Origin of the sequence: Chromobacterium sp. Rain0013, assembly GCF_015291765.1 — a bacterium.
Lineage (GTDB): Bacteria > Pseudomonadota > Gammaproteobacteria > Burkholderiales > Chromobacteriaceae > Chromobacterium > Chromobacterium haemolyticum.
The window spans coordinates 4,455,928-4,477,994 of record NZ_CP031514.1; the positions used below are offsets into that span (position 1 = coordinate 4,455,928).

Below are 22,067 nucleotides of genomic sequence, written 5' to 3' on the forward strand. Positions count from 1 at the left end.
GAATCGCTTGCGAGTTATTTGTAAAAACCACTTAAACAGTATGATAATGAATGGGTATCGCTGAGCCAACCTGTTATCTGGCATGAGGCTCAGCAAAAAAAACCGGGCAAAACCGATATCTGGCGTATAAAGGGTAGTAGTACGCCACTTCAAAAGAATGCAGCGGAGGTTTCTGTGTCAGAGCTTCTCAAAAAAATCGACGCCAGGACGAAACTGGCCGGCACCAACAAGCTGGAAATCCTGCTGTTCTCGTTGGGCCAGGATCAGCGCACGGGGCGCAAGGAAATCTTCGGGATCAACGTGTTCAAAGTGCGCGAAGTCATGCGCACGCCGGAAATCACCTCCGCCCCTGAAATGCCCTCCTCCGTGGAAGGCATGGTCAGCCTGCGCGGCGCGCTGGTGCCGGTCATCGACTTGGCCAAATACACCGGCGTCGTGACCAGCAACAAGCCGGAAATCATGATCGTCACCGAGTACAACGCCCACACCCAGGGTTTTCTGGTGGAAGCGGTGGACACCATCCTGCGTCTGGACTGGTCCGCAATGCGCGTGCCTCCGGAAATGATCACCAACCGCATGGCAGGCCTGGTGACCGCCGTCACCGAACTGGACAACGGCACGCTGGTGATGATGATGGACGTGGAAAAAGTGCTGGCGGAAACCACCATCATCGACGACGGCCACACCTTCCTCGGCATCGAGCCGGTCAAGGAACCGCGCCGGATCTTCTTCGCCGATGACTCCGCCGTGGCCCGCAAACAGATCGAGCGCACGCTGGAAGCGATGAACATCCAGTACACCTCCGCCATCAACGGCATGCGCGGATGGGAAGAATTGCAGAAAATGGCCAACCAGGCCGACCTGGCCGGCAAGAAGCTGTCGGATTCGCTGCACCTGGTGCTGACCGACGTGGAAATGCCGGAAATGGACGGCTATATGCTGACCAAGATGATCAAGAGCGATCCGCGTTTCAACGGCATTCCGGTGTTGATGCACTCCTCCCTTTCCGGTTCCTCGAATCAGAAACTGGGCGAATCAGTAGGCGTTGATTCCTACGTCGCCAAATTCGAACCGCAGAAACTGTCGATGAAACTGCGCCAGATGCTGAATCTGGAACCCAAAGACTAAGATCAAGTAAGCAAAAGCATTAAGGGAGAGGGACAGATATGGCAGCCACAGACGCCTCCTTGCTTGCAAGCGTTGACGCCAGGACCAAACTGGCGGGTTCCAACAAAATGGAAATCCTGCTGTTTTCGCTTGGAACGCGGGAAACCTTCGGCATCAACGTTTTCAAAGTGCGCGAGGTGTCGCAGACGCCCGCCATCACCAAAACGCCGAACATGCCTTTTGGCGTAGAAGGCGTGCTGTCGCTGCGCGGCAACATCATCCCGGTCATTTCGCTTGGCAAATTCATCGGCGCCGACCAGACCCGCAGCTACGAAACCATGATCGTCACCGAATTCAACAAGAGCACCCAGGCCTTCCTGGTTGACTCGGTGGACCGCATCATCCGCGTGGACTGGGACAAGGTGCGCGCGCCGGAAAACATGATGGCGGCCAGCGGCACCAATCAGAATCTGATCACCGCGATTACCGAACTGGAAAACGGCAAGCTGGTATCCATCCTGGACGTGGAGCAAATCCTGGCCAGCGTGGTCGGCGAGCCGCGTCTGCCCGACGTGCCCACCGCCCAGCTGGAAAACGATCAGTACATTTTCTTCGTCGACGACTCTGTCGTGGCCCGCAAGGAAATCACCGGCGTGCTGGAAAAGATGGGCATCAAATTCCAGCAGGCCACCAACGGCCGCGAGGCATGGGACCGGCTGCAAACGCTGGCCAACCGCAACTTCGGCGAGGACGAGTGCCTGCACGACCACCTGAAGATCATCCTCGTGGACGCCGAAATGCCGGAAATGGACGGCTATGTGCTGACCAAGCTGATCAAATCCGATCAGCGCTTCCGCGGCATCCCGGTCGTGATGCACTCCTCGCTGTCCTCCAACGCCAACCGCGCGATGGGCTCCAGCGTGGGCGTGGACGCCTATGTCGCCAAGTTCGACCCCGGCGTGCTGGCCGAAACTTTGATTCCATTCCTGCAGAGGTAGTCGCTACAATATGCGGCTCGATGAATTTCAGATAAATCAGGACACACCTCAATGGCAGACAAGAATATTCGCTTCCTAGTCGTAGACGACTTCTCCACGATGCGGAGAATCGTGCGCAACCTTTTGAAAGAGCTAGGATTCACCAATGTCGACGAAGCCGAAGACGGCATGGTTGCGCTGCACAAGTTGAAGACTCAGCATTTCGACTTCATCGTTTCCGACTGGAACATGCCCAATATGACCGGCATCGAACTGCTCAAGGCGGTTCGTGCCGACGCCCAGCTCAAACACCTGCCCTTCATGATGATTACCGCGGAAGCCAAACGCGAAAACATCATTGAAGCGGCCATGGCCGGAGCCAGCGGTTACATCGTGAAGCCTTTCACTGCCGCCACCATGGAAGAGAAAATGAGCAAGATCTTCCAGAACATGAATAAACCAGCCTGAGTGCCGAAAAAAAACGGTCTGCGTCAGTATTGAGGAGGATTTACCGTGTCCAATCACATCATGGAAAGCGGGGATAACCCGGAGCTTGAGGCCCTGTTCGACAGCATCTCGATGCAGCAGAGCGCCCCTCCGGAGCCGGAACCCGCCGCGTCGGAAGCCGCGGCGGCCTCTCCGCAGCCAGCCGGGACTGCCGGCAGTCCTACCTCGATGTACGAACAAATTGGTCAGTTAACCCGCAAAATGCATGATGCGCTACGCGATCTAGGCTACGACAAATCTCTGGAAAAAATGGCGGATGCGATTCCGGATGCCAAGGACAGGCTGACTTACATCGCCACCCTGACGGAAAATTCCGCCGAACGCGTGCTCAACGCCACTGACCTGGCCAAACCGTATCAGGACCAGCTGGAAAGCAAGGCGCTGGAATTGTCCTCGCGCTGGGAACGGCTGTACGCCAACCTGTTGACCGTGGAAGAGTTCCAGCAACTTGCAGCCGACACGCGCACCTACTTAAATGAAGTGCCGGCCCAGACCCAGGCCACCAGCACACAGTTGCTGGAAATCGTCATGGCGCAGGACTTTCAGGATCTGACCGGCCAAGTCATCAAAAAGATGATGGGCATGGTCAAGCTGCTGGAAAGCGAGCTGGTCAATTTCCTGATCGAGTTCTCGCCAGAGGCAAAAAAAGAAGAGCTGGGCATGGGCACCAATCTGCTGAACGGCCCCGTGATCAATCCGGAAGGGCGCACCGATGTGGTCAGCAGCCAGCAACAGGTCGACGACCTGCTGGAAAGCCTGGGCTTCTAACGAACAACACGCAGAACAGAGCACGCGAGCAAGGCGTGGCGGGAGTGGAAAATGAGCGAATTCGCCGGCATGGAAGAGCTGCTGCAAGACTTCTTGATGGAGTCTACGGATCTCCTTTCCGATGTAGACAATAAACTGGTCGAACTGGAAAAGCGTCCGGAAGACAAGGCACTGCTGAACGACATTTTCAGAGGCTTCCACACCATCAAGGGCGGCGCCGGCTTTCTCAACGTCGGCCCGATGATCAATCTATGCCATCGCACCGAAAACTTGTTCGACAAACTCCGCAACGGCCAACTGCACATCACCGCCGGCATCATGGACGTGATTCTTGACGCCACGGGCATCGTGCGCGACATGTTCGGCACCATGGGCCAGGGCCTGATGCCCAGCGAAGCCGATCCGCGCATCTTGGCGGCTTTGGACGCGGCACTGGCAGGCGAAGCGCTGTCCGAAGATACCGCGGCGGCCGAACCCGCCCCAGCGGCAGCCCCTGCTCCGGTTGCAACGCCAGCGCCGGCCGCTGCGGCCGCGCCGCAGCCCGCAGGCAACGGTCAAGGCCCGGACTGGAATCAGCTCTATCAAGCCGTCACCCCCGGCGGCGCGCCCGCCGCTCCGACGGCTGCGCCCGCCCCCCAGGCGGCGGCTCCCGCTGCGCCACCGGCCCCGGTAGCAGCCGCCCCGGTAGCAGCCGCCCCGGTAGCAGCCGCCCCGGCGGCTAAACCCGCGGCCAAGCCGGCTCAGAACAAACCGGCCGCCAGTGCGCCCAGCAGCAGCGGCCCCCAGGAAAACACCATCCGCATCGATACCGTGCGTCTAGACATGGTGCTCAACCTGTCCGGTGAAATCGGCCTGACCAAGAACCGCCTGACCACGCTGCGCACCGAGATCCTGCAAGGCAACCGCGACACCAACACGCTGCGCTCGCTGGACGAGGCGATCAGCCAATTGGACCTGCTGGTGGGAGATCTGCAGAACGCGGTGATGAAAACCCGCATGCAGCCGATTGGCCGCCTGTTCCAGAAATACCCGCGCTTGGCGCGCGACCTCGCCCGTCAGTTGGGCAAGGAAGTCGAACTGGTGCTTTCCGGCGAAGAAACCGAGCTGGACAAGACCATGATCGAGGACTTGAACGATCCTCTGGTCCACTTGGTGCGCAACGCCGTGGATCACGGCATCGAACAGCCTGAAGACCGCATCGCCGCCGGCAAGAAGCCTCAGGCTCTGGTGCAACTGACCGCGGAGCAAGTGGGCGATCACATCCTGATCGAGATCACCGACGACGGCAAAGGCATGAATGCCGACGCCCTGCGCCGCAAGGCGATCGAAAAAGGCCTGATCGACCAGGAAAGCGCCAACTCCCTGGATGAGAAGCAGTGCCTGCAGCTGATTTTCCTGCCCGGCTTCTCCACCAAGGACCAGATTTCCAGCGTGTCCGGCCGCGGCGTGGGCATGGACGTGGTCCGCACCAACATCCAGAAGCTGAACGGCCGCATCGACATCAATTCGGTGCCGGGCGAAGGCACCCGCATCAGCATCTCGCTGCCGCTGACGCTGGCCATCCTGCCGGTGCTGGTGGTGCGCGCCTGCAACCAACCGTTCGCCGTGCCTCTGGCGATGGTGCGCGAAATCATCACCATCGACCCGAACGCGATCCAGGAAGTGTCCGGCAAACCCACCATCGTGGTGCGCGACGAAATCCTTCCGCTGAAAACCCTGGCCGGCCTACTGGGCTGGGAGCCAACGCAAAAGCCCTACTTCGGCGTATTGATGCAGTCCGCGGAAAAGTCCTTCATCCTGGCGATCGACTCCTTCGTCGGCCGCGACGACGTAGTGATCAAGCCGCTGCAGAACATTCGTCCGAAAGGCGTGGCAGGCGCCACCCTGTCCGGCGACGGCTCCGTCGTACTGGTTCTCGACATGGAAGATCTGCTTTCCTCCAGCGAGGCCAACAACAGCGTCACCCGATCCACGGACCTGATCGCCACCTGAGCAAAGGCATACCGGGACAATGACCTCGACGAGCGCCTTCATAGGCAGGCAGGCCGTTCTCAACCGCAACCAGCAGCTCATTGGCTATGAGCTGCTTTTTCGTCCCAGCGGCGAGGCCTCAGGCGTAGGCAAGCATACAGAACTGCAAGCCGACACTCAGGTGCTGGTCAACACCCTCAACAATATGGGCACCAGTTGGCTGATCGGCAGCAAGCTGGCCTTCATCAACATCGGCGAAGCCATGCTCAGCAGCGAGTTTCTTGAGCTGCTGCCGCCGCGCCGCGTCATTCTCGACATCTCGCCGCGCATCGTGCCCTCCAACGAACTGCTGTCGCGCGCGCGGCACCTTCGCTCGCTGGGTTTCGGCATTTCTCTGGACGACTTCAGCTTCGAATCGCCGGCTGCGGCCTTTCTGGAGCTGGCCAACTACGTCAAGCTGGACATCCAGCACCAAGACACCAACCGCTTCCAGATGCTGGCGTCGCGCTTGCGCAGCTATCCGGTGATCCGCATCGCCGAACGCGTGGAAACCCACGCTCAGTTCCATCTATGCAAGGAACTGGGCATGGACGGTTTTCAGGGCTTCTACTTCGCCCAGCCGGAAACGCTGTCCGCCAAGGTCATCCACCCATCTTTTCGCAACACCCTGGAGCTGCTCAACCTGCTGCGGCTGGACGCCGACATCCGCGACGTCGAGCAGGTTCTCAAACGCGACCTGGCCCTGTCTTACAAGCTGCTGCGCTACGTCAACTCCGCCGCCGCCGGCCTGAACACCAGCATCAGCTCCTTCTCCCACGCCGTCACCGTGCTGGGATACCAAAAGCTCTACCGCTGGCTGACTCTGCTGCTGGTCACCGCCTCCGAGGAGGGCCACGCGCCCCCGGCGCTGCAAAAAACCGCCGTCACGCGCGGCCGCTTCATGGAGTTGCTGGGCAAAGCCCACGGCGAGCGCCACGACACCTGCGACAATCTGTTCATCATCGGCATGTTCAGCCTGTTGGACGTGCTGTTCGACATGCCGATGGCCAACATCATCGAGCACCTGCAACTGCCGGAAACCATCACCGAAGCCCTGTTGCACGAAAAAGGCACGATGAGCCGCTTCCTCAAACTGGTCAAAGCCTGCGAGGACGGCCAACTCACCGGCGTGCCAGAACTCTGCGCCCAATTGAACCTCAGCAGCGAACAGTTCAACCAGGCCCATGTCTCCGCGCTCGCCTGGGTGGAAGAACTCGGCTTATAATTCGCAGTCTTGCAGTACGCGCTTAAGCTTGAGACCGAATTCCCCGATGAAATTGCTTGCCATTGATTGTTCCACCTCGTTTCTATCCCTAGCCATTGACAACGGCTCGCGTATTTTCTCCTTCCACGAGAAAGTCGAGCAAAAGCACGCGGAACGCGCGCTGCCGGAATTGGCTCGCCTGTTGGAACAGGCGGAACTGCGCCTGGAGCAACTCGACGCCATCGCCTTCGGCCAGGGCCCCGGCTCCTTCACCGGCCTGCGCATCGCCTGCGGCCTGGCTCAAGGGCTGGCTTTCTCCGCCGGCATTCCCGTCATCGGCATTCCCACGCTGGACAACGTCGCTCAACAAGCCGGCGCTGGCACGGTGCTGGTCTGTCTCGACGCCAGGATGCAGCAGGTTTACAGCGCCTGCTATCGAGTCGCCGAAGGCGCCGCGCCGGAACGGCTGGACCCGATAAGCGTCGGCGCGCCGGAAGCCGTGCTTTGGCCGGAGCGAGTCGATATTGCCGCAGGCGACGGCTTTGAACGCTATCCCGGTCTGCAAGACAATGCCGGTGCCGCTATTGTCCGCGCGGATCTGCTGCCCAACGCCGTCGCCTACTTCTCCATGGCGCGCAGCGGCTGTTATCCCCAAACTCACCCGCGCGAAGCGGAACTGCTGTACGTGCGCAATAAAGTCGCCCTGACCGCACAGGAACAGCAGCAGGCGCGCCAGAAATGACCCCGGACTACCGCACCTTCCTGCCTGACGACGCGAGGCAGCTGGCCGAGCTAGAGAGCCGCGCCTGCGCGCACGGCTGGTCCGCCGCCCAATACCAGGACTCCGTGCGCTGCGGTCACCAGTTTCACGGCCTGTTCGCCTCGAACCAGCTACAAGGCTTCGCCGTTACCCAGAGCGTGCTGGACGAAGCGGAACTGCTCAACATCGTGATAGACCCACAATGGCAAGGCCAGGGCTTGGGCAAACAACTACTGCGAGAACTAAGCGCCACTCTGGCCGCAAGCGGTGCACGGCGCCTATTCCTGGAAGTACGGGCCGGCAACGCCGTTGCCCGCAGCCTGTACGCAAGCCAAGGTTTCGTTGAAAACGGCAGGCGCAAGAACTACTACCCCTGCGCTGACGGCCGCGAAGACGCGGTCCTGATGGAGACCACGCTATGAACCGCGCCGCGCTGATTCAAAGCGTGATAGGACTAGGCCCATCCTGGGAAGCTCGCCCCGGTTGGTTCGAGCAGCATCCTGCGGCGCTAAGCCGTCCACTGGAAACACTGGTGGAAACCGATATGGTGCCGGAGGAGTGCCCGGCGCCGCCGCGCGAGGACGCCGTCACGCCGGCCCAGCCGGCCGTACTGCTTGCCCCCTCGCCTGCAGCCGACATCGCCCCACCCGCCGCGTCTCCCGCGCCTCAAGCCCACACCTCGCCTTTGCTAGAGTGGGATGCGCTCGAACGCGCGGTACGCGACTGCCGCGACTGCCACCTTTGCCAAACGCGCACTCAAACCGTTTTCGGTCGCGGCAACAAGCAGGCGCGCTGGCTGTTGATCGGCGAAGCGCCGGGCGAACAAGAGGACAGACAAGGCCAGCCCTTCGTCGGCCGCGCCGGCCAGTTGCTGGACAATATGCTGAGCGCGACCGGACTGGACCGCGACCGCGATGTATATATCGCCAACGTGCTCAAATGCCGCCCGCCCGGCAACCGCAATCCTAGCGGCGATGAAATTGCCTCCTGTCAGAACTATCTGATCCAGCAAATTCAGCACATCCAGCCCACATTGATTCTGGCGCTTGGCCGTTTTGCCGCCCAAACTCTGCTGCAAACAGAAAAAGGCATTGGTCAATTGCGCGGCAAGCTGCACAGCTACCAGGACATCCCTTTGATCGTCAGCTATCACCCGGCCTACCTGTTGCGCAATCAGCCGGACAAACAAAAAGCCTGGCAAGACTTGGTCTTCGCCAAAAAGACTTTCAGCCGCCTAAGCGCCGATTAAACGCAAAACCCCGCCAAGCATGCTTGACGGGGTTTTTTAGTCCCGAACCATAAAGAAAAAAACCCTTCTCCGTGCACCAGAGAAGGGCTCTTTACTTTCGCGTTCCCGCGGAAACCGGCTTATTTCAGCTTGGTTTCTTTGTACAGAACGTGTTTGCGAGCAACGGGATCAAATTTCTTGATCTCCATTTTTTCCGGCATCGTACGCTTGTTCTTCGTAGTCGTGTAGAAATGGCCGGTGCCAGCAGTGGACTCAAGCTTGATTTTATCGCGCATGTTATTACCTCAGTAGCTTTCTGGTTGACCGCAATCAGATCTCGCCGCGAGCGCGCAGATCAGCCAGCACTACATCGATGCCAACCTTGTCGATGGTACGCAGTGCCGCGTTGGATACGCGCAGACGCACCCAGCGGTTTTCGCTCTCAACCCAGAACTTGCGATATTGCAGGTTGGGCAGGAAACGACGTTTAGTCTTATTGTTGGCGTGGGAAACATTGTTCCCGGTCATCGGACGCTTGCCGGTGACTTTGCAAACACGCGCCATGTTAAACACTCCCAAAACCGGTAAAAGCTGGCTTTATATCATAGATAAAGCCAGACACTCAAGCAGAAAACGCACCCTTGTTACTGCATGGGCGCGATCGTGTATGAAACAGTCGGCGGCAATTGTACCGTATTCGCCACAGAGATGCGAGCACTTCTTTGCCAAGCCGCGCGACGCGACCGGCGGCGGCTCGGGGTGTCGGCGCGACTTGCAACAACATGGTTCGAAGCGATTCAAATCGCAACGATTTCAGGGTAGAATCCCGGATTCCCATAGAGCCGTAATCTCATGACCAAGTACATCTTCGTAACCGGCGGTGTGGTGTCCTCCCTGGGTAAGGGCATTGCCGCTGCGTCCATCGCCGCCATCCTCGAGTCTCGCGGGCTGAAAGTCACCATGCTGAAGCTCGACCCCTACATCAACGTCGATCCGGGCACAATGAGCCCTTTCCAGCATGGCGAGGTGTTCGTCACCGAAGACGGCGCGGAAACCGACCTTGATCTGGGCCACTACGAGCGCTTCATCCACGCGAAGATGAAGAAAAGCAACAACTTCACCACCGGCCAGGTATACGAGTCCGTGATCACCAAGGAGCGCCGCGGCGACTACCTGGGCGGCACCGTGCAAGTGATCCCGCACATCACCGACGAAATCAAGCTGAAGATGCACGAAGGCGCGGCCGACGCGGACGTCGCCATCGTCGAGATCGGCGGCACCGTGGGCGACATCGAATCGCTGCCGTTCCTGGAGGCCATCCGCCAGATGCGCTCCAATTTGGGCCGCAAGAACACCCTGTACGTGCACCTGTCCTATGTGCCTTACATCGCCACCGCCGGCGAGATCAAGACCAAACCGACCCAGCACTCGGTAAAAGAATTGCGCGAGATCGGCATTCAGCCGGACATCCTGCTCTGCCGGATGGACCGCGAACTGCCGGAAGACGAAAAGCGCAAGATCGCGCTGTTCTGCAACGTGGAAGAAAACGCCGTTATCGGCTGTTACGACTCCGACTCCATCTACAAAGTGCCGGCCATGCTCCACAACCAGGGCATCGACGAGATCATCGCCGAGCAGCTGCAGCTGGACCTGCCCAAGGCGGATCTGTCGGTATGGGGCCGCATCATCGACGCGATCGAGCACCCGGACCACAGCATCAACATCGCCATGGTCGGCAAATACGTTGACCTGACCGAGTCCTACAAGTCGCTGACCGAAGCGCTGAAGCACGCCGGCATCCACACCCGCACCAACGTCAACATCATCTACGTCGACTCCGAGGAAATCGAGCGCGACGGCGCCGATTCGCTGAAGGACATGGACGCCATTCTGGTGCCGGGCGGCTTTGGCAAGCGCGGCGTGGAAGGCAAGATCAAAGCGGTGAAATTCGCCCGCGAAAACGATATTCCCTACATGGGCATCTGCCTGGGCATGCAGATCGCGCTGATCGAATACGCCCGCGACGTGGCAGGCATGGCCGGCGCCAACTCCACGGAGTTCGACCTCGACACCAACTTCCCCGTGGTGGCGCTGATCGACGAATGGGTCAACCACGACGGCAAGGTAGAAAAGCGCGACGAAAACTCCAACCTGGGCGGCACCATGCGCCTGGGCGGCCAGCAATGCGACCTGCTTCCGGAGTCCCTGGCGGCCAAGATCTACGGCCGCGGTGAGATCGTAGAGCGCCATCGCCACCGCTACGAAGTCAACAATTACTATATTCCGCGCCTGGAACAGGCCGGCCTGACCATCAGCGGCCGCTCCGCAGGCCATGAGAAGCTGGTCGAAACCATCGAGCTGGCGAACCACCGCTGGTTCTTCGCCTGCCAGTTCCACCCGGAATTCACCTCGACTCCGCGCGACGGCCACCCGCTGTTCATCTCCTACGTGAAAGCGGCGCTGCAATACCAAGCGGACAAGCAAGGACCCAAGGCATGAAACTGTGCGGATTCGAAGTCGGCCTCAACCAGCCGCTGTTTCTGATCGCGGGTCCCTGCGTGATCGAGAGCGAACAGATGGCGCTGGATACCGCGGGTCAGCTCAAGGAAATCACCGCAGAGCTGGGCATCAACTTCATCTACAAATCGAGCTACGACAAGGCCAACCGTTCCTCCGGCTCTTCCTTCCGCGGCTTCGGCATCGATGAAGGCCTGCGCATCCTCTCGGAAGTGAAACGTCAGATCGGCGTGCCCGTGCTAACCGATGTGCACAGCGAAAATGAAATCGTGCAAGTCGCTAGCGTGGTCGACGTGCTGCAAACGCCCGCCTTCCTGTGCCGCCAAACCGACTTCATCCGCGCCGTCGCCCAGTGCGGCAAGCCGGTGAACATCAAGAAGGGCCAGTTCCTGGCTCCTGGCGACATGAAGAACGTGATCGACAAGGCCCGCGCCGCCGCGCAAGAGGCCAACCTCGAACCGGACAGCTTCATGGCCTGCGAGCGCGGCGTATCCTTCGGCTACAACAATCTCGTATCCGACATGCGTTCGCTGATGATCATGCGCGACACCCAGTGCCCGGTGGTTTACGACGCCACCCACTCGGTGCAGCTGCCCGGCGGCCAAGGGACTTCTTCCGGCGGCCAGCGCGAATTCGTGCCGGTGCTGGCGCGCGCCGCGGTGGCGTCCGGCATCGCCGGCATCTTCATGGAAACCCATCCGGACCCGGCCTGCGCAATGTCCGACGGCCCCAATGCCTGGCCCTTGCCGCGCATGAAGGAACTGCTGACTACGCTCAAGGCGCTGGACGAGTTAGTCAAGCACAATCCCTGGCCGGAACACACCCTGTAAACCGGCAGGCGCAGATCGCAACCGGCTCCGGCCGGTTGCTTGCCCTCCGCCCGAACACAACCAGCCTTTGAAGGAAATGTAAATGAGTTCGATCATCGATGTGGTAGCTCGTGAGATTCTGGATTCGCGCGGCAATCCGACCGTGGAAGCAGACGTATTGCTGGAGTCCGGCGTCATGGGCCGCGCGGCGGTGCCCAGCGGCGCCTCCACCGGCGAAAAAGAAGCGCTGGAACTGCGCGACGGCGACAAAAGCCGCTATCTGGGCAAGGGCGTGTTGAAGGCGGTGGAAAACATCAACACTGAAATCTGCGAAGCCATCATCGGCCTCGACGCCAGCGACCAGGCCTTCATCGACAAGACCCTGATCGAACTGGACGGCACCGAAACCAAATCCCGCCTCGGCGCCAACGCGCTGCTGGCCGTGTCCATGGCGGTGGCCCGCGCCGCAGCCGAAGACGCAGGCCTGCCGCTGTACCGCTACCTGGGCGGCGCCGGTCCGATGGCCCTGCCGGTTCCGATGATGAACGTCATCAACGGCGGCGCTCACGCCAACAACACCCTGGACATCCAGGAATTCATGATCATGCCGGTGGGCGCGCAAACCTTCCGCGAAGCGCTGCGCTGTGGCGCCGAAATCTTCCACAGCCTGAAGAAGATTTGCGATCAAAAAGGCTACGCCACCACCGTGGGCGACGAAGGCGGCTTCGCGCCCAACCTGAAGAGCCATGAAGACGCGATCAAACTGATCCTGGAAGCCATCGACGCCGCCGGCTACGTGGCCGGCCAAGACGTGATGCTGGCGCTGGACTGCGCCTCTTCCGAGTTCTACAAGGACGGCAAGTACCACCTGACCGCCGAAGGCCTGCAGCTCACTTCCGAGCAGTTCGCCGACTATCTGGAAACCCTGGTCAACAACTACCCGATTCTGTCGATCGAAGACGGCATGAGCGAGCACGACTGGGACGGCTGGAAGCTGCTGACCGAGCGCCTGGGCTCCCGCGTGCAGATCGTCGGCGACGACTTGTTCGTCACCAACCCCAAGATTCTGGCCAAGGGCATCGAAGGCGGCCTCGCCAACTCGCTGCTGGTCAAGGTCAACCAAATCGGCACGCTGTCGGAAACGCTGAAAGCGGTTGATCTCGCGAAGCGTTCCCGCTATACCAGCGTTATGAGCCATCGCTCCGGCGAAACCGAAGACAGCACCATCGCGGATCTGGCCGTTGCCACCAACTGCATGCAGATCAAAACCGGCTCGCTGTCCCGCTCCGACCGCATGGCTAAATACAATCAGTTGCTGCGCATCGAAGAAGAACTGGGCGATGCGGCCTACTACCCGGGCAAAGCTGCCTTTTACCACCTGAAGTAATCGTATGCGCTGGCTGACCCTGACTCTGGTGACAGTAATACTGGCCCTGCAATGGCCGTTGTGGTTTGGAAAAGGTAGCTGGCTCAGAGTCTGGCAGCTGGACAAGCAACTACAGGAACAGCGGGCGACCACCCAAAAGCTGGTGGCCCGCAACGCCGCGCTGGACGCGGAAGTGCGTGATTTAAAACAGGGGACGGACGCCATTGAGGAGAGAGCCCGCAATGAACTTGGCATGATTCGGAATGGTGAAGTTTTTTTCCAATTGCTGGATCCGGTGAAGCCAACGCCTCGCTAAATATCCGCCCGGACCGCACTGTAGAGCTGAACAGACAACAAGAATGACGTCCGGTCTAAAAAAGTCCAAGGTTTGGGCAATGACAACACAAAACCCCATCGAAGTCGCACGAGAAACGCTCAAACAGCTGACGGTGCGCAAGCTGTTGCCGACGCCGGAAAACTTTGAGCGGGTCTATCACGAGTTGACGCAAACGCCGGTCGACCGCGACAACAAGCTTGCCGTGTTGCTGCTGCGCGCACTGGAAACCCTGCCCCAGGAAAGCGTGCAGGCCAAAGTCACTCTTACCCGCCTCAAGCAAGTCTGCGACGAAAATCGCTGGGAACAAGCCCCGCAACTGATCATCGACTTTCTGCGCGCCTCTCTCAGCGCCAGCCAGCAACAACACAGCTGGGGCATGCTGATCCAAAATCTGATCCGAAACTGGGACCTGCGGCTGCCCAATATGCCGCAGCACCACAAGCAGTCCACGCTGGAACGGGTGCTGATCAATTACGGCAACCAGCCGGACGAACTGAACCAGAAACTGGCCACGCTGATTCAGAACTGGACCCAGTCCATGCCCCCGTCCAACGGCAACGGCGCGGCAAGCTCCGACACCCCCGCTCCGGCAGCCGGCCTCGATGAAGACGGGGCCGACGCGCCCAGCAACAGCTGGCTGGCCTGGCAGCGCATGCTGAGCTTCGCCCTTAAGCACGGCCTGGAGCCGCGCCTGATCAACTACCCGGAATTGGTGGATGCGCTGGAGGCGCTGCTGGGCGAACTGAATCAGGTGGCCGACGACGCCACGCTTAACGCCTACATGCCCAAGCTGCGGGCCTTCATGATCAAGCTGGAGCTGCAATCGCAGCAAGACGACCGCTTGGTGTCCGCGATGACCAACCTGCTGCGCCTGCTGCTGGAGAACATCGCCGAGCTCAACCACACGGACACCTACCTGGTGGGGCAGGTTCATTCGCTGCAAGACATCCTTAGCCATGAGCCGCTGTCCATGCAGCAGGTCTACCAGATGGAGTCCAGCCTCAAGGACGTAATCCGCAAGCAAGGCCAACTGAAAACCTCGCTGGACGAGGCGGCAAGCTCGCTACGCTCCTTGCTGGACCGCTTCATCTCGCGGCTGGCGATGATGACGGATAGTACCGACGACTTCCAGAACAAGATCAAGGACCACAGCACTCGCATCAAACAGTCGCAGAACGTCGAGGAACTGGGCAGCATCATCGGCTCCTTGATGGAAGATACCTCGCTGATGCAACTGGACCTGACTCGCTCCCGCGATGAGCTGCTGTCCGCCAAGGAGCAAGTGGAAGCCGCCGAACAAAGAATCGCCGAACTGGAAACCGCGCTGGAAGCCGCCAGCGCCAAGGTGCGCGAAGATCAGTTGACCGGCGCTTTCAACCGCCGCGGCCTGGCAGAGCATTTCCAGCGCGAAATCAGCCGCGCGGAGCGCACCGGCGCGCCACTGTCGGTCGCCCTGCTCGACGTGGACAACTTCAAGCAATTGAACGACAAATACGGCCACCTAGCCGGCGACGATGCCTTGAAATATCTGGTGGACACGATCAAGCACAGCCTGCGTCCAGCCGACATCGTCGCCCGCTTCGGCGGTGAGGAATTCGTGATCCTGATGCCGGACACGCCAGAAGAAGAAGCCGTCGCCACCGTGCAGCGGCTGCAGCGCGAACTAACCAAAACATTTTTCTTGGCCAACAACGACCGCCTGCTGATCACCTTCAGCGCCGGCGTCGCCAAATGGCATTTGGGCGAACAAGAAGCCGACGTGCTGGAGCGCGCCGACCAGGCAATGTATCAAGCCAAACTCAACGGCAAGAACCGCGTGCACTCGGCGGAGGAACAGCCACCCTCACTGATGTCGCCCCAGCTATAAACAGCGCTTGGATATCCTCTCGGCGGCGGCTAGTTCCCGCCGCCTTTTTTCATCTGTTTTCCAGCCTCGGCGCGTTGACGCCGCACCGTCTTGGGGTCCGCGATCAAGGGTCGGTAAATCTCCACCCTGTCATGCTCGCGCAGCGGCGCGTCGTCCTTGACCGCCTTGCCGAATACGCCCAGCTTCAAGCTCTCCGGCGCCCATTCAGGGATGCGCGCCAGCAGGCCGGACAGTTCCACCGCCTGGCGCGCCGTTGTGCCCGGCGCCACCCGCAAAACCACCAGCTCCTGATGCTCGGGCAGCGCCAACGCCACTTCCACCTGCAAAACTTCAGTCATCGCCGTACACCTTGTCCGCTTCCTTGATGAAGGCGTCCACCAGCGTGCCGGAAATATGTCCGAACACAGGGCCGATGATCATTTCCAGTATCTTGCTGGAAAACTGATAGCTGAGCCGGAACTCCACCTTGCAGCCGATCTCGCCCAAAGGCAGGAAACGCCAGCGCCCCTCCAAATGCTCGAACGGACCATCCACTAACTCCATCAGAATGGCCTCGCCCGCTTGATTGGTGTTGCGAGTGGTGAAATGCTGCTTCACTTTCAGATAATCGATGTGCAAGCTGGCCACCACCTGATCACCCTCGCGCGACAACACCTCGGCCTTGCCGCACCAGGGCAGGAACCGGCTGTAATGCTCGATATCATCCACCAGCGCAAACATCTGCGCCGGCGTATGCGCCACCAACACGCTTTTTTCAACCACCTGCATCCATCGCTCGCTTATCGTCTCCGCTGCCCCATCCCTGGCTGGGAAATTGTCAGCATCGGTAAAAACCGCAAGTTTAACAAAATCCGGCGCGCCCTACCCGGCCTCATCCTGGCTTCGCGTCAAAGCGCTGTGTTTTCATGGCTTTGGCAAGCCGGCTGCTTCTGATACAATAGAGGATTCATTCAAAAAACATCCCGTAGGCGACATGAGCATCATCCAGAACCGCAAGGCCTTCCACGACTACTTCATCGAGGAAAAGCTCGAAGCCGGGCTCGTGCTGGAAGGTTGGGAGGTCAAGGCCATCCGCGCCGGCCGCGTCCAACTGAAGGAAAGCTACGTGGATTGGAAAAACGGCGCGTTCTGGCTGATCGGCTGCCACATCACGCCGCTGCAATCCGCGTCCACCCACGTCAAAGCCGACCCGGTTCGTCCGCGCAAACTGTTGCTGTCCCAAGAACAGATCAACCGCTTCATCGGCAAGGTGGAACGCGCCGGCTACACCATGATGGCGCTGGACCTGCACTACACCCGCGGCAACATCAAGGCGGAAGTGGGGCTGGCCAAAGGCAAGAAGCTCCACGACAAGCGCGACACTGAAAAAGACCGTGAATGGCAGCGCGAGAAGCAGCGCTTCATGAAAAACCAGCGTGGAGCCGCCTGATGAACCGCAGCGCGGCCTTGCCCATCGTGCTGATTTGCCTGGGATCGGTCTGGTTTCTGAAAAGCACCTCGCTGCTGCCCAACACATCCACCCTGCTCGCCTTGCTTCTGGCCGCCGCCGGAGTCTTGTTGTTCATCGTGGACGGCTTCAACAAATCCACCCTGGTCACCAGCCCGCTGCTGGTCTACGCCGGCGGCGCGATCTATCTCTACGACAACCTGGGCCTGCGCCCCAGCCATCTGCTGTCCTTCGGCATGATCGTCGCCGGCCTGCTGATGCTGCTGGCCCGCAGCGAGCATATACCGGAACGCAGCCGCAGATTCCGGCTGCCGTCGAGGGACGGCGAACAATGAAAGCAGGCCCGCGCCGCCGCGCGCTCAACCTCCTGCGACACAATCTCAATCATCATGGCCGCACGGCCCACAACATTTCCTGAAGGATAGGCATGGACAAAGTCCTCATTCTCGATTTCGGCTCTCAGGTCACCCAGCTGATTGCCCGCCGCGTACGCGAAGCTCACGTTTACTGTGAGCTTCATTCGTTTGACATGCCGCTTGAAGAAATCCGCGCATTCGCGCCCAAAGCCATCATCCTCTCCGGCGGCCCGAACTCGGTGTACGAATCCGACTACCAGGCCGATCCGGCGCTATTCGAACTCGGCGTTCCCGTGCTGGGCATCTGCTACGGCATGCAGTTCATGGCCCAGACCCTGGGCGGCAAGGTGGAAAGCGGCGACAAACGCGAGTTCGGCTACGCCCAGATCAAGGCGCGCCACCACTCCAAGCTGCTGGAAGGCCTGCAGGATCAGATCGACGACGCCGGCAACGGCTTCCTCGACGTATGGATGAGCCACGGCGACAAGGTAACCGCGCTGCCGGCCGGCTTCCAGGTGATCGCCGAAACCCCGTCCTGCCCGTATGCGGCGATGGCGGACGAAGCCCGCGGCTTCTACGGCGTACAGTTCCATCCGGAAGTGACACATACCAAACGCGGCACCGAGATGATCCACCGCTTTGTGCTGCACGTAGCAGGCTGCAAACCCAGTTGGACCATGCCCAACTACATCGACGAAGCGGTGAAGAAAATCCGCGAACAAGTGGGCGACGAAGAAGTCATCCTCGGCCTGTCCGGCGGCGTGGACTCCTCCGTGGCCGCCGCGCTGATCCACCGCGCCATCGGCAATCAGCTGACCTGCGTTTTCGTGGATCACGGTCTGCTACGCCTGAATGAAGGCAAGATGGTGATGGAAATGTTCGCGCAGAACCTGGGCGTGAAAGTAGTGCATGTGCAGGCGGAAGCCGACTTCATGAGCAAGCTCGCCGGCGAAAGCGATCCGGAGAAGAAGCGCAAGATCATCGGCGCGGAATTCATTGAGGTGTTCGACCGCGAATCCGGCAAGCTGACCAACGCCAAATGGCTGGCTCAAGGCACTATCTACCCGGATGTGATCGAATCCGCCGGCGCCAAGACCAAGAAAGCCCACACCATCAAGAGCCACCACAATGTGGGCGGCCTGCCGGAAGACATGAACCTCAAGCTGCTGGAGCCGCTGCGCGAGCTGTTCAAGGACGAAGTTCGCCAGTTGGGCGTCGCGCTCGGCCTGCCGCACGACATGGTCTACCGTCACCCCTTCCCGGGCCCGGGCCTTGGCGTGCGCATCCTTGGCGAAGTGAAGAAAGAATACGCCGACCTGCTGCGCCAGGCCGATGCCATCTTCATCGAAGAACTGCGCAATACCGTGGACGAGAAAACCGGCAAGAACTGGTACGAGCTGACCAGCCAGGCCTTCGCCGTGTTCCTGCCGGTGAAATCCGTTGGCGTAATGGGCGACGGCCGCACTTACGATTATGTCGTCGCGCTGCGCGCCGTGGTCACCAGCGACTTCATGACCGCCCACTGGGCGGAACTGCCTTACAGCCTGCTGGGCCGCGCGTCCAACCGCATCATCAATGAGGTGAAGGGCATCAACCGCGTGGTTTACGACGTGTCCGGCAAGCCGCCGGCCACCATCGAGTGGGAATGATCCCGCGTCTGGCAGTGGTTGGCATTCGCTGGCATCAAAGTGTACGTAAGTCAGCGTAAACATTGAAGTTTTTGCGTTTTAGTCTGGCATTGGCTGGCACCGTTTGGCAACGCCAAGCACACTTTTTTCATGGCATTGTGAATGGTACTATGTGCCTGTGATGCCATGCGTGGCGCTCGATACCATGCCGCTTCGTTGAAAGCAGCATGGTATTAAAACATAGTAAGTCATTGATTTTAAATGATTTATTGTTGATTTGAGCGGTTCTTCTAATCATGGTATTCGAACCCGAACAGGACCGAAACCATGCTGACCGATACCAAGCTGCGCAATCTCAAGCCGCAGGACAAGCTCTACAAGGTGAATGACCGCGACGGCCTCTATGTGGCCGTTACCCCCGCTGGGGCGATCTCCTTCCGCTACAACTACTCGATCAACGGTCGGCAGGAGACCATCACCTTCGGGCGCTATGGCGTCGGCGGTATCACCCTGTCGGAAGCCCGCGAGCAGTTGGGCGAGGCAAAGAAGCTGATCGCTGGCGGGAAGTCCCCGGCGAAGGAAAAGGCGCGAGACAAGGCCCGCGTCAAGGACGCAGAGACATTCGGCGCGTGGGCGGAGAAGTGGCTGCGTGGCTACCAGATGGCCGACTCCACCCGCGACATGCGAAGGGCTGTCTATGAGCGCGAGCTGAAGTCGAAATTTGGCAACCAGAAGCTGGTCGAGATTACCCACGAGGATTTGCGGGCGCTGACCGATGCCATCGTCGAGCGCGGCGCACCGGCGACGGCGGTGCATTCCCGCGAAGTGGTGTTGCAGGTCTACCGGTGGGCCATCGAGCGCGGACAGAAGGTCGAAAACCCTGCGGAAATGGTGCGCCCTACGACCATTGCCAAGTTCGAGCCGCGCGACCGGGCGCTGACGCCGGACGAGATCGCCTTGATGTACCAGTACATCGAGCGGATCGGCACCACGCCATCAATCCGTGCGGCGGCCAAACTGCTGCTACTGACGTTGGTGCGAAAGAGCGAGCTGACGAACGCGACGTGGAGCGAGATCAATTTCAGCGAGGCGCTGTGGACCATCCCCAAGGAGCGCATGAAGCGGCGTAACCCGCACCTGGTGTTCCTGTCCAGGCAGGCGCTGGACATCTTCATTGCCTTGAAGACCTTTGCCGGCGGATCGGACTATGTGCTTCCGTCGCGGTATGACTCAGATACGCCAATGAGCAGCGCAACGCTCAACCAGGTGCTGACGCTGACGTACAGGCTTGCGCAGAAGGAGGGAAAGTCCCTTGCGAAGTTCGGGCCGCACGACCTGCGACGGACGGGCAGCACGTTGCTGCACGAGGCCGGATACAACACCGATTGGATCGAGAAGTGCCTTGCGCATGAGCAACGAGGTGTCAGGGCCGTCTACAACAAGGCTGAGTACCGCGAGCAGCGCACGGGCATGCTGCAGGACTGGGCGGACATGGTTGACGAATGGGCGCTCAAACGGCCACGGCCAACGAATTGATTCCGGGGCGCATCGCCTGGGTTCCTGACGACCTGCGCACCTCAATCCATTCCTCTACCTCGGCCAAGTCCCAGGCGACGTTTCTGCTGGTAAGTGCGATGCGGCGCGGGAATTCCCCTCGCTGTTCCAAATTGAAAATCGTGCGCTCAGAAAGCGGGATCATCGCCAGCAGCTTCTTGCGATTGATGAGAATCTTGTTCGTCGGTGCTTGCATGCCTGGCCTCTTTCAGTCACGTGCGAGTGATTGCCTGATGGTGCCTGACAGTGCAGATTGATTCGTCCTATTAATTGTCCATTTAAGTTGACATCATGCTAGGGCCGCTCAGGCTATGTGTGACGGCTTGGTAATGGCGCATCAGCGACCGGTACGCTTCTTCTTCCGCTTTATGTGGAACATCGGAGGGATCGACGCCAGGGCCTTGGAAACTGCTTGGCGCTCGATCCCTAACTTTCGCGCAATCTCTGACTGATTGAGTCCAGACCATTGGAGCATCAACATTTGCTTTTTGCGGTCAGAAAGTTTCGAGTCCACCATCAGCCGCGCTCGATTGCGCAGCTCTACCTTGTCGGCCGGCTGCAAGGTCTGGCCAGCGATGTAGTGGAAGAAATAGCTGTCAACGAGTTGATCGCCTGACACCGCTTGGGGCGCAGCCGGCTTCGCGCATTGCTGGCTAAGTCTGGTCAATTCAAGGTCGAACTGCGCTAATGATCGTCTCGCCTGCCTATAGGTGGGGTTCCATGCGCCACTCGGCAATTTGGGCCTGTGATCCACGCAGTACAGGCTGCTCAGTCGAAGTTTTTCTTCCGGGTCATCCGCCTTGGGGGTGTCGTTTCCGCCTGCGAATGAGGTGAGCTCGGCGAGCGACCCGCAAAACCTGCAAAACCCTTGCGGGCGTTCGCCATTCAGGCGAGTGTCGCGCACCTTTGACTTCACGGGTCGTTTGCAGGCGCAGGCCCACGTCAACTCGATCAACGATTCGAGAGTGGCGACAAAGCGCCGATCCCTTGCGGACTGCTTGTCTTCGGTGAGGACGAACGCCCGTAGCAACTGGCGCTGCATGCGCACCATCGCATCAAGACCAACCAGCCGAATGATTTCGCTGAGTGCTACCCCCGTCCCCGCTCCGGGGAGGTGACCCAAGTAACGCGATGGCAGCGTTCCCGTGTACGAGGCCACCGCCGGATCGATCAACTCTTGGATCAGCCGAACGATGGGGTAGCGCCGCGAGGAAGCGGAATACGGCCGCCACCGATCCTCGAACCTTCCGATGACTTCCGAGACTGTGGGGTCGCAGCCTTTCCAGATGGCAATGGTTTGCTCGTTTTTCATGTCAACCATTTTGAACAATTAATAGGATGTAGGCAACCACAATGATGCCTTACCTTCGTTGTCATTCGGTTGATTACGGAAGATTACGCAATGACGATAGAAGACACGCTGCTGCATCGATTCGGCCCGCTCCTGAGCCTCGCCCAGCTCGCCGCCATCCTTGATCGATCACCTGACGGGTTGCGAATCAGCCTGCGTACAACAAACGAGTGGGCGCAGCGAATCAATAAAGCTCGCTTGAAGATCGGCCGACGCGTCTATTTCCGGACATCTCAGGTCGCCGAGGTGTTGGGCGGCGAGTCCCTGTCTTGAG

The 22,067-nt window shown here is 59.7% G+C and carries 25 protein-coding genes; 19 read left to right on the forward strand and 6 right to left on the reverse strand.

Going from position 1 to position 22,067, the window contains the following annotated elements; all coding sequences use genetic code 11:
- Positions 1-174 precede the first annotated feature (174 nt).
- The 9 genes from DXT74_RS20245 to DXT74_RS20285 are packed head-to-tail and all read left to right on the forward strand — an operon-like array spanning position 175 to position 8,582.
- Positions 175-1,128, forward strand: coding sequence for a chemotaxis protein (locus DXT74_RS20245; RefSeq protein ID WP_019103159.1), 954 nt, complete (start codon positions 175-177; stop codon positions 1,126-1,128).
- A 38-nt stretch (positions 1,129-1,166) separates the two neighbouring features.
- Complete coding sequence (locus DXT74_RS20250) at positions 1,167-2,105, forward strand: chemotaxis protein (RefSeq protein WP_043635942.1); 939 nt, start codon at positions 1,167-1,169, stop codon at positions 2,103-2,105.
- A 51-nt stretch (positions 2,106-2,156) separates the two neighbouring features.
- A complete protein-coding gene (gene cheY / locus DXT74_RS20255; RefSeq protein WP_019103157.1) occupies positions 2,157-2,552 on the forward strand; it encodes a chemotaxis response regulator CheY in 396 nt (131 codons plus the stop codon).
- A gap of 45 nt (positions 2,553-2,597) precedes the next feature.
- Positions 2,598-3,359, forward strand: a complete 762-nt coding sequence (cheZ, locus tag DXT74_RS20260; RefSeq protein ID WP_043635944.1) for a protein phosphatase CheZ — start codon at positions 2,598-2,600, stop codon at positions 3,357-3,359.
- Between the two features lie 51 nt (positions 3,360-3,410).
- Positions 3,411-5,351: a chemotaxis protein CheA gene (locus tag DXT74_RS20265; RefSeq protein WP_194426871.1), complete on the forward strand. Its 1,941-nt coding sequence runs from the start codon at positions 3,411-3,413 to the stop codon at positions 5,349-5,351.
- Between the two features lie 19 nt (positions 5,352-5,370).
- Positions 5,371-6,594: an EAL and HDOD domain-containing protein gene (locus DXT74_RS20270; protein WP_043635948.1), complete on the forward strand. Its 1,224-nt coding sequence runs from the start codon at positions 5,371-5,373 to the stop codon at positions 6,592-6,594.
- A gap of 46 nt (positions 6,595-6,640) precedes the next feature.
- Positions 6,641-7,315, forward strand: coding sequence for a tRNA (adenosine(37)-N6)-threonylcarbamoyltransferase complex dimerization subunit type 1 TsaB (gene tsaB, locus DXT74_RS20275; RefSeq protein ID WP_194426872.1), 675 nt, complete (start codon positions 6,641-6,643; stop codon positions 7,313-7,315).
- Positions 7,312-7,755, forward strand: a complete 444-nt coding sequence (rimI, locus tag DXT74_RS20280; protein ID WP_052370449.1) for a ribosomal protein S18-alanine N-acetyltransferase — start codon at positions 7,312-7,314, stop codon at positions 7,753-7,755. Before tsaB ends, rimI begins: the two co-directional genes overlap by 4 nt.
- The gene (locus tag DXT74_RS20285) at positions 7,752-8,582 is read left to right on the forward strand and encodes a uracil-DNA glycosylase family protein (RefSeq protein WP_194426873.1); all 831 of its coding nucleotides are present in this window, start codon (positions 7,752-7,754) and stop codon (positions 8,580-8,582) included. Before rimI ends, DXT74_RS20285 begins: the two co-directional genes overlap by 4 nt.
- A gap of 119 nt (positions 8,583-8,701) precedes the next feature.
- On the opposite strand, the gene rpmG is transcribed toward DXT74_RS20285, so the two are convergent.
- Together rpmG and rpmB are read right to left on the reverse strand one after the other, a co-directional pair.
- Entirely contained in the window at positions 8,702-8,857 is a 156-nt protein-coding gene (rpmG, locus tag DXT74_RS20290; RefSeq protein WP_017506994.1) for a 50S ribosomal protein L33, read from the reverse strand.
- Between the two features lie 34 nt (positions 8,858-8,891).
- Complete coding sequence (rpmB, locus tag DXT74_RS20295) at positions 8,892-9,125, reverse strand: 50S ribosomal protein L28 (RefSeq protein WP_011137003.1); 234 nt, start codon at positions 9,123-9,125, stop codon at positions 8,892-8,894.
- 288 nt (positions 9,126-9,413) lie between these two features.
- Here rpmB and DXT74_RS20300 point away from each other — a divergent pair, with 288 nt between their 5' ends.
- The 5 genes from DXT74_RS20300 (at position 9,414) to DXT74_RS20320 (ending at position 15,457) form a co-directional block, all read left to right on the forward strand.
- A complete protein-coding gene (locus tag DXT74_RS20300; RefSeq protein WP_194426874.1) occupies positions 9,414-11,060 on the forward strand; it encodes a CTP synthase in 1,647 nt (548 codons plus the stop codon).
- A complete protein-coding gene (kdsA, locus tag DXT74_RS20305) occupies positions 11,057-11,908 on the forward strand; it encodes a 3-deoxy-8-phosphooctulonate synthase (RefSeq protein ID WP_043635969.1) in 852 nt (283 codons plus the stop codon). Before DXT74_RS20300 ends, kdsA begins: the two co-directional genes overlap by 4 nt.
- 82 nt (positions 11,909-11,990) lie before the next feature.
- Entirely contained in the window at positions 11,991-13,274 is a 1,284-nt protein-coding gene (eno, locus tag DXT74_RS20310) for a phosphopyruvate hydratase (RefSeq protein WP_043635974.1), read from the forward strand.
- A gap of 4 nt (positions 13,275-13,278) precedes the next feature.
- A complete protein-coding gene (ftsB, locus tag DXT74_RS20315; protein WP_019103546.1) occupies positions 13,279-13,569 on the forward strand; it encodes a cell division protein FtsB in 291 nt (96 codons plus the stop codon).
- A gap of 79 nt (positions 13,570-13,648) precedes the next feature.
- On the forward strand, positions 13,649-15,457 hold the full coding sequence (locus tag DXT74_RS20320) for a GGDEF domain-containing protein (protein ID WP_194426875.1): 1,809 nt from the start codon (positions 13,649-13,651) through the stop codon (positions 15,455-15,457).
- Between the two features lie 29 nt (positions 15,458-15,486).
- Here DXT74_RS20320 and DXT74_RS20325 read toward each other — a convergent pair whose 3' ends face one another.
- Together DXT74_RS20325 and DXT74_RS20330 are read right to left on the reverse strand one after the other, a co-directional pair.
- Positions 15,487-15,795 (reverse strand): RnfH family protein, encoded by a 309-nt coding sequence (locus DXT74_RS20325; RefSeq protein ID WP_194426876.1) that lies wholly within the window; start codon positions 15,793-15,795, stop codon positions 15,487-15,489.
- Entirely contained in the window at positions 15,788-16,225 is a 438-nt protein-coding gene (locus DXT74_RS20330; protein WP_019103543.1) for a type II toxin-antitoxin system RatA family toxin, read from the reverse strand. Before DXT74_RS20330 ends, DXT74_RS20325 begins: the two co-directional genes overlap by 8 nt.
- Positions 16,226-16,430: 205 nt before the next feature.
- Between DXT74_RS20330 and smpB the strand changes: the two genes are divergently transcribed.
- The 4 genes from smpB (at position 16,431) to DXT74_RS20350 (ending at position 20,424) form a co-directional block, all read left to right on the forward strand.
- A complete protein-coding gene (gene smpB / locus DXT74_RS20335) occupies positions 16,431-16,886 on the forward strand; it encodes an SsrA-binding protein SmpB (protein ID WP_019103542.1) in 456 nt (151 codons plus the stop codon).
- Positions 16,886-17,239 (forward strand): hypothetical protein, encoded by a 354-nt coding sequence (locus DXT74_RS20340; protein ID WP_019103541.1) that lies wholly within the window; start codon positions 16,886-16,888, stop codon positions 17,237-17,239. The genes smpB and DXT74_RS20340 overlap by 1 nt, the downstream gene beginning before the upstream one ends.
- An 86-nt stretch (positions 17,240-17,325) precedes the next feature.
- The gene (guaA, locus tag DXT74_RS20345; RefSeq protein ID WP_114153825.1) at positions 17,326-18,909 is read left to right on the forward strand and encodes a glutamine-hydrolyzing GMP synthase; all 1,584 of its coding nucleotides are present in this window, start codon (positions 17,326-17,328) and stop codon (positions 18,907-18,909) included.
- A 306-nt stretch (positions 18,910-19,215) separates the two neighbouring features.
- Positions 19,216-20,424: a site-specific integrase gene (locus DXT74_RS20350; protein WP_194426877.1), complete on the forward strand. Its 1,209-nt coding sequence runs from the start codon at positions 19,216-19,218 to the stop codon at positions 20,422-20,424.
- Here the strand turns inward: DXT74_RS20350 and DXT74_RS20355 are convergent.
- Complete coding sequence (locus tag DXT74_RS20355; RefSeq protein WP_194426878.1) at positions 20,399-20,638, reverse strand: AlpA family transcriptional regulator; 240 nt, start codon at positions 20,636-20,638, stop codon at positions 20,399-20,401. The two genes, DXT74_RS20350 and DXT74_RS20355, sit on opposite strands and share 26 nt — an antisense overlap.
- A gap of 141 nt (positions 20,639-20,779) precedes the next feature.
- Positions 20,780-21,754 (reverse strand): hypothetical protein, encoded by a 975-nt coding sequence (locus tag DXT74_RS20360; RefSeq protein WP_196783794.1) that lies wholly within the window; start codon positions 21,752-21,754, stop codon positions 20,780-20,782.
- Positions 21,755-21,844: 90 nt separating this feature from the next.
- Between DXT74_RS20360 and DXT74_RS20370 the strand changes: the two genes are divergently transcribed.
- Entirely contained in the window at positions 21,845-22,066 is a 222-nt protein-coding gene (locus tag DXT74_RS20370; protein ID WP_194426880.1) for a DNA-binding protein, read from the forward strand.
- Position 22,067 lies beyond the last annotated feature (1 nt).